This is a genomic window from Ralstonia sp. ASV6 (assembly GCF_016429285.1).
GTDB lineage: Bacteria > Pseudomonadota > Gammaproteobacteria > Burkholderiales > Burkholderiaceae > Ralstonia > Ralstonia flaminis.
The window spans coordinates 1-9,174 of record NZ_JAELUI010000179.1 but is presented as its reverse complement, the minus strand read 5'-3'; the positions used below and the strand labels follow the sequence as shown (position 1 = coordinate 9,174).

Genomic DNA, 9,174 nt, shown 5'->3' with positions numbered 1-9,174 from the left:
GCCGAACTGCTCAAGCAGCTTGGCTGGAATCGCCGGCAGCTCGACCGGCTTGGTCTTCGGTTCGCGAGGCATAAACCCTCCTTGAGGGCATGTTATGCCTTGAACACGAAATTACTGACAGGCCCGGCCGCCGACACGCGACTCGCGGGATGGAACCCCCACTCGCCGGATTCTGAGCCCGGCGTGTGGGGGTCAGAACCTCGCGCGCGGGGCTTTGAGCTCCAACGTTGGACTTCAGACCTCCGCTATCGGAGCTTTGACCTCCGACGTTGGACCTTCAGACCTCCGGCATCGGAGCTTGGACCTCCGATGCCGGACATCAAGACCGCCTTCGAGGGCCCCTGGTTTTCGGCCAGGCATAAAAAAACCGGGCAATCGCCCGGTTTCTTGCTGACGATAGCGCCCGACCTTCAGCGGATCACCTGGCCGCTCGAATTGATGATCGTCATCTCGACGAACTTCGAGCCGACATGGTTGGACGGCGAGAAGTTGACGTTGAAGCCACCCAGGTCGTAGTTGCCCATCGATTCAAGTGCGGTGATCAGCTTTTCGCGCGTGAGGTCGCGGCCGGCACGCTTGAGACCTTCCACAAACGCACGCGCGGCCACATAGCCTTCGATGCTGCCGTAGTCAAAGTCGGAAATGCCCTCGGCCTTGAGCAGCTTCTGGTACTCGCGCACCAGCGGCGACGAGGCGGTCTTCGGATACGGCATCACCTGCGAGATGATCACGCCGCCGCCAGCCTTGCCCAGCGCATCGGCCAGTGCCTTGGTGCCGACAAACGACACGTTGTAGAACTGGCCCGCATAGCCCTGTTCCTGCGCGCCCTTCACCAGTGCGGCCACGGTCTGGTATGCGCTGATGATGACGACTGCTTCCGGCTTCTGCGCCAGCACGGTGCTGATGGCGCCTTTCACGTCGGTCGTGTTGCGTGCCACGCTGGCTTGCGCGACGAGCGTCACGCCCTGACCGGAAGCGGTGCCCAGCGCGCGCTGCACGCCGTCCAGGCCGGACTTGCCGTAGGCGTCGTCGTTATAGACGACGGCGATGCGCTTGAGGCCGGTCGTGCGGATCTGCTGCACGATGGCGGCGGTTTCGTCGTTGTAGCTGGCGCGCACGTGGAAGACGTTGCGCGCAAACGGCTCACGCAGCGCCATGGCACCGGAGTAGGGCGCGAAGAACGGCACGCCTGCAGGCGTGGCCAGCTTGAGCGCGGCGAGGCTGGTCGGGGTGCCGACGTAGCCGAACAGCGCGAAGACCTTGGTGTTGTCGATCAGCGTCTTGGTATTGCGTGCGGCGGCATCGGGCTCGTAGAAATCATCGAGCACCTTGAGTTCGATCTTGCGGCCGTTGACACCGCCCGCGGCATTGACCGCGTTGAAGTAGAGCTTGGCGCCCAGGTTCATCTGCTGGCCGAGCGCGGCGGCTGGGCCGCTCATCGGTGCGGATTGACCGATCAGGATGGTGTCGTTGGTCACACCGACTTCGGCGTGGGCGGTGGTCAGGCTCAAGCCGCTCAAGGCGAACATGCCGACGGTCAGACGGGCCAGCACGCCCTTCAACGAAATTGCCATGGATTTCTCCCCCCAGAGAAAGACAGTGATGGGCGCGCCACTGCGCGCCGGAACGGCCCGTGCGGCCTTTTGGCGGGCCGGCGGCCGGCCATCATAATCGAATACAATCGGCACAAAAAGGCTGAAACCGGCTGCACGCGCATCAGACGCATGCATGCAACGACCAAGCGCGCTGTTCTGCACATATGCACCCGGCGCGCATCACTCCAAGTCCCTCGCGGAGCCCTCCGATGTCCACCCAAGTCATCCGTGCCGCCTGCCCGCACGATTGCCCCGACACCTGCGCCTTGCTCGTCACCGTAGAAGATGGCCGCGCCATTCGTGTACAGGGCGACCCGGACCACCCGACCACGGCGGGCGTGCTCTGCACCAAGGTCAACCGTTACGCAGAACGTACCTACCACCCGAACCGCCTGCTCACGCCGATGAAGCGCGTGGGGGCGAAAGGCGAGGGCAAGTTCGCGCCGATTTCGTGGGACGAGGCGCTCGACACCATCGCCTCGCGCTTGAGCGAGATCGCCTCGCGCAACCCGCAGGCCATCCTGCCCTACAGCTACGCCGGCACCATGGGCCTGGTGCAAGGCGAGAGCATGGCTGCGCGCTTCTTCCATAAGCTGGGTGCGTCGCTGCTCGATCGCACGATCTGCGCATCGGCCGGCGCGACGGCGCTGCGCTATACGTATGGCGCGAGCCTTGGCATGGACATCGAGCACGTGCAGGACGCCAAGCTGATCCTGATCTGGGGTGCCAACCCCATCGCCTCGAACCTGCATTTCTGGACCCGCGCGCAGGAGGCCAAGCGCAACGGCGCCACGCTGGTGGCCATCGATCCTTATCGTTCGCTGACAGCCGAGAAGTGCCATCACCACCTGGCGTTGCGTCCCGGCACCGATGCGGCGCTGGCCCTCGCGATGATCCATGTGCTGATTCGCGAAGACCTGCTCGACCACGACTACATCGCCAACCACACGCTGGGCTTTGAGGCGCTGCGCGAGCGTGCGCAGCAGTACACGCCGGAATACGCGGCCACGTTGTGTGGCGTGGAGGCGGCCGATATTGAATGGCTCGCCAAGCTGTATGGCGAGACTGTCGTGCGCGACAGGCAGCCGGCGGCCATCCGCCTGAACTACGGCATGCAGCGCGCCCACGGCGGTGGGCAGGGCGTGCGCGCGGCAGCGTGTCTGCCGTCGCTGGTTGGCGCATGGCGTGACAAGGCAGGGGGGCTGCAACTGTCGACCTCGGGCTTCTTCCCGATCGACAACGCAAAGCTGCAGCGCCCGGACTTGCTGCCCCGTGGCCCCAACGGCGAGCCCGCCGGGCCGCGCACCATCAACATGAGCACCATTGGCGATGCGCTGCTGCATGCGGACGATGCAGCGTTCGGGCCGAAGGTCGAAGCGGTCATCGTCTACAACAGCAACCCGGTGGCCGTGGCGCCGGACTCACGCAAGGTGGCGGCGGGCTTTGCGCGCGAAGACCTTTTCACCGTGGTGCTGGAGCACTTCCAGACCGACACGGCCGACTACGCCGACATCCTGCTACCCGCCACCACGCAGCTCGAACACGTGGATGTGCACAAGGCCTACGGCCACACCTACGTGCTGGCGAATAACGCTGCCATCGCGCCGATGGGGCAGTCGCTACCGAACACCGAGATCTTCCGCCGCCTCGCGCAGCGCATGGGCTTTGCCGATGCGTGCTTCGCCGATTCGGATGACGACATTGCCGCGCAGGCCATCCGCCGTGACGATCCGGCCGCCGCGCACATCGACTGGGCCACGCTCAAGCGTGAAGGCTGGCAGAAGCTGGCGCACCCGGCTGCACCGCTGGCGCATGGCGGCTACCGCACGCCGTCCGGCCGCTGCGAGTTCTACTCCGAGCTGATGGCGAAGGATGGCCTGGACCCGCTGCCCGGCTACGTGCCGCCGTATGAATCCGCCATCAGCACGCCGGAGCTGGCCAGGCGCTATCCGCTGTCGATGATCTCGCCGCCGGCGCGCAACTTCCTCAACTCGACCTTCGTCAACGTCGACAGCCTGCGCAGCACCGAAGGCGAACCGCATCTCGACATCCATCCCGATGACGCCCAGGCGCGCGGCGTGGTCGACGGCGAACTGGTCCGCATCTTCAATGACCGCGGCACCATGCAGGCGCGCGCCCGCGTGACCGACCGTGCCCGGCGCGGCGTGGTGGTCGGCTTGTCGATCTGGTGGAAGAAGCTCGCACCGGATGGCACCAACGCCAACGAGCTGACCAGCCAGCGCCTGACCGATATGGGCCGTGCGCCGACGTTCTACGACTGCCTGGTGGAGGTTGCGCCGGCAGCGCAGGCTGCCTGACGCATGGCATCCATGCGGGCCTTCCGCCTGCTGTGCCTCGCATCGTGGCTGGCAGCGTCGGCGTTGCTGGCGGGCTGCGATACCGTCGGCTACTACTATCAGTCGGTCACCGGGCACCTGTCGCTGATGGCACAGCGGCAGTCGCTCGACGACGCCATCGCCGGTGCACGCGAAGCGCACAACGACAAGCTCGCCACGCGCCTGGAGGATGCCCGCAGCATCCGCATCTATGCCTCGCGCGAGCTGGGGCTGCCTGACAACGGCAGCTACCGCGTCTACGCCAACCTCAAGCGCCCCTTCGCGGTGTGGAACGTGTTTGCCGCGCCGGAGCTGTCGGTCAAGCTCAAGGAGTGGTGCTTCCTGGTGGTCGGTTGCGTGACCTATCGCGGTTACTACGACCGCAACGCTGCCATGGCCTACGCCGACACGCTGCGCGCCCAAGGTCTGGATGTGGACGTGGCCGGGATTCCTGCGTATTCCACACTGGGTTATTTCGATGATCCGCTGCTCAATACCTTCGTCGGCCTGCCCGAAGGCGAGCTGGCGCGCCTGATCTTCCATGAGCTGGCGCACCAGGTGGTCTATGCCAAGGGCGATACGGCGTTCAATGAGTCCTTTGCCACCGCGGTCGAGACGATCGGTGTCGAACGCTGGTTGGCCGATGCGGCAACACCGGCAATCCGCCAGGAATACGCTACGTACGACGCTCGCCGCGTACAATTCCGCGCCCTGTTGCTGGACTATCGCAACCGGCTCGAGACGCTGTACGCCAGTTCCGTGCCGGACGATGAAAAGCGCGCCGGCAAACGCGCCATCTTTGCGAGCCTGCAGGCGGACTACGCCAAGCTCAAGGCAAGCTGGGGCGGTTATACCGGCTACGACCGCTGGTTTGCACAGCCGCTGTCGAATGCGCATCTGGGCGCGGTGGCGAGTTACCTGGAGTGGGTGCCGGCGTTCACGGCGCTGTATCACCGTGATGGTGGCGACTGGGCGCGCTTTTACGCTGACGTCAAAACCCTGGCGCACGAGCCCAGGCCCAAGCGTGAGGCTGCGCTGCGGGCATTGGCTCCGCCGGCGCTGCTTGGGGCAGACGGTGTTGTCAGGCAAAAGTGATGCCAGCAGCGGTTTCTGGGCCGGTTTCAAGCACGCTCAATGGGCTGAGGGAACTGTCTAAGTTATTGTTTTGACACAAACATCCGCGTACGATGCGGAAAAAATCGAACGACCATTCGAAAAAATCGACAATCGCCAGGAGACACGCCCATGGATAAACCGTGGCTGAAGCAGTACCCCGCCGGGGTGCCGGCCGAGATCGATGCGTCGCAGTATCGATCGCTGGCCCATCTGCTTGATGATTCGTTTCAGAAGAACCGCAATCGCCGTGCCTTCGAGTGCATGGGCAAGGTGTTGACCTATGGCGAGATCGATACGCTGTCGCGTCAACTGGCGGCCTGGCTGCAGTCGCGCGGCCTGGCGCCCGGCGCCCGCGTTGCGCTGATGATGCCCAACGTGCTGCAGTACCCGGTGGCGCTGGCCGCTGTGCTGCGCGCCGGCTACGTGGTCGTCAACGTCAATCCGCTCTATACCCCGCGCGAGCTGGAACACCAGCTCAAGGACAGCGGCGCCGAAGCCATCATCATCCTGGAGAACTTCGCGACGACGTTGCAGCAGGTGCTGCCCAACACGCCGGTCAAGCACATCGTGGTGGCCAGCATGGGCGACATGCTCGGCGGCCTCAAGGGCATGCTGGTCAACTTTGTCGTGCGCAGTGTCAAGAAGATGGTGCCGGCGTGGGAACTGCCCAACTGCATCCGCTTCAACACCGCGCTGGAAGAGGGCGCCAAGCTGGCGCTCAAGCCGACCTCCGTCGGCCCGGACGACGTGGCCTTCCTGCAGTACACGGGCGGCACGACCGGCGTATCGAAGGGCGCGACGCTGCTGCACCGGAACATCGTCGCCAACGTACTGCAATCCGAGGCCTGGATGAATCCGGCGCTCACCAAGCCCGGCCGCGATGGGCGCATGTTGGGCGCCGATGAAGAGATCGTCACCATCACCGCGCTGCCGCTGTATCACATCTTCGCGCTGACAGTGTGCTGTCTGCTGTCGATGCGCAAGGGCGGGCTGGCGGTGCTGATCCCGAACCCGCGCGACATCCCGGGCTTCATCAAGGTGCTCAAGCAGTACCGCTTCCACATGTTCCCGGCCGTGAACACGCTGTACAACGCGCTGCTGAATAATCCGGAGTTCAAGAACGTCGATTGCTCCAACCTGCGCGTGGCCAACGGCGGCGGCATGGCGGTGCAGGAAGCCGTGGCCAAGAAGTGGCTTGAGGTGACGGGCTGCCCGATCATTGAAGGCTATGGCTTGTCGGAAACCTCGCCGTCGGCCATCTGCAACCCGACCAACACGGACACGTTCTCGGGCACGGTCGGCTTGCCGATTCCGGGCACCGAAATCGCCATCCGCGACGATGAAGGGCGCGATCTGCCGATCGGCCAGGCGGGCGAAATCTGCATCCGTGGCCCGCAGGTCATGGCCGGCTACTGGAAGCGCCCGGACGAGACCGCCAAGGTCATGTACGCCGACGGCTTCTTCAAGACCGGCGACGTTGGCGTGATGGACGAGCGCGGCTACACCAAGATCGTCGATCGGAAGAAGGACATGATCCTGGTGTCGGGCTTTAACGTGTACCCGAACGAAGTCGAGGGCGTGGTGGCGATGTGCCCTGGCGTGCTGGAAGTCGCGGCCGTGGGTGTGCCGGACGTGCACTCGGGCGAGGTGGTCAAGCTGTTCGTGGTGCGCCGTGACCCGACGCTCACCGAAGAGAAGCTGCAGGAGTTCTGCAAAGAGCAGCTCACCGGCTACAAGCGCCCGAAGTTCATCGAGTTCCGCAACGAGCTGCCGAAGACCAACGTCGGCAAGATCCTGCGCCGCGAACTGCGCGACGAGGCGATGAAGAAGCGTGCCTGAGTCTGCGTAGCCGCAAAGAAAAAGCCGCGACGGGTTGTCCACCCGCGCGGCTTTTTGTTTGTCGTGGTGGGTGAGCTGGCGGTTAGCCGACGTATAGCAGGATGCTGATGAACTGGCACACACTGCCGGCCAGCACGAACAGGTGCCAGATGCCATGGAAGTGCCTAACCTTCTCGTCAAAGAGAAAGAAGCCGACGCCCGCGGTATAGAGCGCACCGCCCGCCACCAGCCACCACAGGCCCGGTGCGGGCAGCGCGGCCGCCAGCGGCCCCATGGCAATCAGCACCAGCCACCCCATCACCACGTAGATCAGCAGCGAGAACAGCCGCGTGCGGCGGCCGATCCAGAGTTCCTGCGCAATGCCGATGGCCGCCAGCGCCCAGTTGACGCCAAACAGCGTCCAGCCCCAGGGGCCGCGCAGCGTGACCAGCGCAAACGGCGTGTAGCTGCCGGCAATCAGCAGATAGATGGCGCAATAGTCTAGCCGCTGGAAGATCACCTTGGCCGGGCCGCGCAGGCTGTGGTACAGCGTCGAGATCGTGTAGAGCAGGACCAGCGTAGTGCCGTAGACCACGGAGCTGACGACCTTCCAGGCATCGTGGTGCAGTGCCGAGGATGTCACCAGCACCGCCATGCCGGCAGCGGCAAGGATGGCCCCGGCCAAGTGGCTGAAGCCGTTGAAACGTTCTCCGTGATACATGCGTTGATCTCTCCAGGCGAACTCGGTTGATGTGCACTCTGGCGAACTACAATCCCGCCATGCCCAGCACCGACCTCAAAGTCACATCCCATTTGTCCATTCCGGAATCGGAACTGGTCGAGCGCTTCGTGCGCGCGAGCGGGGCCGGTGGGCAGAACATTAACAAGGTATCGACGGCGGTGGAACTGCGCTTTGATATCGCCCAATCGCCCTCGTTGCCGGAGGCGTTGCGTGCCCGTCTGCTGGCCAAGCGCGACCGCCGTTTGACTGCTGAAGGTGTGTTCGTGATCGATGCACAGCGGTTTCGCACCCAAGACCGCAATCGCCAGGATGCCCGTGAACGTCTGGTCGCGTTTATTGCGAGTGGGCTGTCCGTACCCAAGTCGCGCATTGCCACCAAGCCCACGCGCGCTTCCAAGACCCGGCGTTTGGATGGCAAGCGCGCACGCAGTGATATCAAGCGTGGGCGTTCCGGCGTACACACGTTGGATTAAGCGCGCCACAGGCGGATACCCGCGTGCAGCGCGTATCCACTTATATCAAGCTCGCGTCGCGCGTTTCGCGCATGCACAGCACGCCAATCAGGCTGACGGCCGCAGCCACCGAAACGTACATGCCCACCCAGCTCAGGCCACCTTGCGAGGCCAACACCTGCGCGATGTACGGCGCAATCGATGCACCGAGAATGCCGCCCAGGTTGTACGACACGCCCGCGCCGGTGTAGCGCACGTGGGTCGGGAACAGTTCCGGCAGCAGCGCACCCATCGGCGCAAAGGTCACGCCCATCAAGAACAGCTCGATGATGAGGAACAGCGCCACCAGCGGCGTCGACCCGCTACCCAGCAGCGGTGCCATCGTGAAGCCCGACAGGATGGCCGCGATGATGCCGACGATCAGCACCGGCTTGCGCCCGAAGCGGTCCGATGCCAGGGCAGAGAGCGGGGTCGCCAGCCCCATGAACACCACCGCCAGGCACAGCAGCCCAAGGAACTCGGGGCGCGAGAAGTGCAGCGTACTCACGCCGTACGACAGCGAAAACACCGTCGAGATATAGAACAGCGTGTAGCAGACCACCATGGCCAGCGCGCCCAGCAGCGTCGGCCACCAGTGGCGCGAGAGCAGTTCGGCAACCGGTACCTTCACGCGCTCCTGGCGGTCGATAGCGGCCTGGAAGGCCGGCGTTTCAGCAATCTTCAAGCGCACGTACAGGCCCAGCGCCACCAGCACCGCGCTCACCAGGAACGGCACGCGCCAGCCCCAACTGCGGAACTGCTCGTCCGACAGCGCGATCGCCAGCCCGAAGAACAGCCCGTTCGAGGCCAGGAAGCCCACCGACGGCCCGAGCTGCGGAAACATCCCGAACCACGCGCGCTTGCCTGCCGGCGCGTTCTCGGTCGCCAGCAGTGCAGCGCCGCCCCATTCGCCGCCCAGGCCGATACCCTGGCCAAAGCGCAGCACGCACAGCAGGATCGGCGCCAGCGTGCCGATGCTGTCGTACCCCGGCACCAGCCCAATCAGCGTGGTCGAAATGCCCATCACCAGTAGTGATGCGACCAGCGTGGATTTACGCCCGATCCGGTCGCCAAAA

7 protein-coding genes are annotated in these 9,174 nt (G+C 64.5%); 4 read left to right on the top strand and 3 right to left on the bottom strand.

Translation table 11 applies throughout. The features are described 5' to 3' along the window. Positions 1 to 410: 410 nt before the first annotated feature. Positions 411 to 1,529: an ABC transporter substrate-binding protein gene (locus tag JHD73_RS24520; protein WP_233177142.1), complete on the bottom strand. Its 1,119-nt coding sequence runs from the start codon at positions 1,527 to 1,529 to the stop codon at positions 411 to 413. A 275-nt stretch (positions 1,530 to 1,804) separates the two neighbouring features. Between JHD73_RS24520 and JHD73_RS24515 the strand changes: the two genes are divergently transcribed. The 3 genes from JHD73_RS24515 (at position 1,805) to JHD73_RS24505 (ending at position 6,886) form a co-directional block, all read left to right on the top strand. Then, positions 1,805 to 3,913 (top strand): molybdopterin-dependent oxidoreductase, encoded by a 2,109-nt coding sequence (locus tag JHD73_RS24515; RefSeq protein WP_199032779.1) that lies wholly within the window; start codon positions 1,805 to 1,807, stop codon positions 3,911 to 3,913. A gap of 12 nt (positions 3,914 to 3,925) precedes the next feature. Then, positions 3,926 to 5,026 carry an aminopeptidase gene (locus JHD73_RS24510; RefSeq protein ID WP_199032781.1) on the top strand — a complete coding sequence of 367 codons (1,101 nt, stop codon included), beginning with the start codon at positions 3,926 to 3,928 and terminating at the stop codon, positions 5,024 to 5,026. Positions 5,027 to 5,176: 150 nt separating this feature from the next. Further along, positions 5,177 to 6,886 carry a long-chain fatty acid--CoA ligase gene (locus JHD73_RS24505; RefSeq protein ID WP_199032778.1) on the top strand — a complete coding sequence of 570 codons (1,710 nt, stop codon included), beginning with the start codon at positions 5,177 to 5,179 and terminating at the stop codon, positions 6,884 to 6,886. An 82-nt stretch (positions 6,887 to 6,968) separates the two neighbouring features. Here the strand turns inward: JHD73_RS24505 and JHD73_RS24500 are convergent, their stop codons facing one another. Continuing rightward, positions 6,969 to 7,586 (bottom strand): hemolysin III family protein, encoded by a 618-nt coding sequence (locus tag JHD73_RS24500; RefSeq protein WP_199032777.1) that lies wholly within the window; start codon positions 7,584 to 7,586, stop codon positions 6,969 to 6,971. 59 nt (positions 7,587 to 7,645) lie between these two features. Between JHD73_RS24500 and arfB the strand changes: the two genes are divergently transcribed. Further along, positions 7,646 to 8,080 carry an alternative ribosome rescue aminoacyl-tRNA hydrolase ArfB gene (arfB, locus tag JHD73_RS24495; RefSeq protein ID WP_199032776.1) on the top strand — a complete coding sequence of 145 codons (435 nt, stop codon included), beginning with the start codon at positions 7,646 to 7,648 and terminating at the stop codon, positions 8,078 to 8,080. Between the two features lie 40 nt (positions 8,081 to 8,120). Here arfB and JHD73_RS24490 read toward each other — a convergent pair. Next, the coding region (locus JHD73_RS24490; RefSeq protein ID WP_199032775.1) for an MFS transporter at positions 8,121 to 9,174 on the bottom strand (1,054 nt) is incomplete at its 5' end.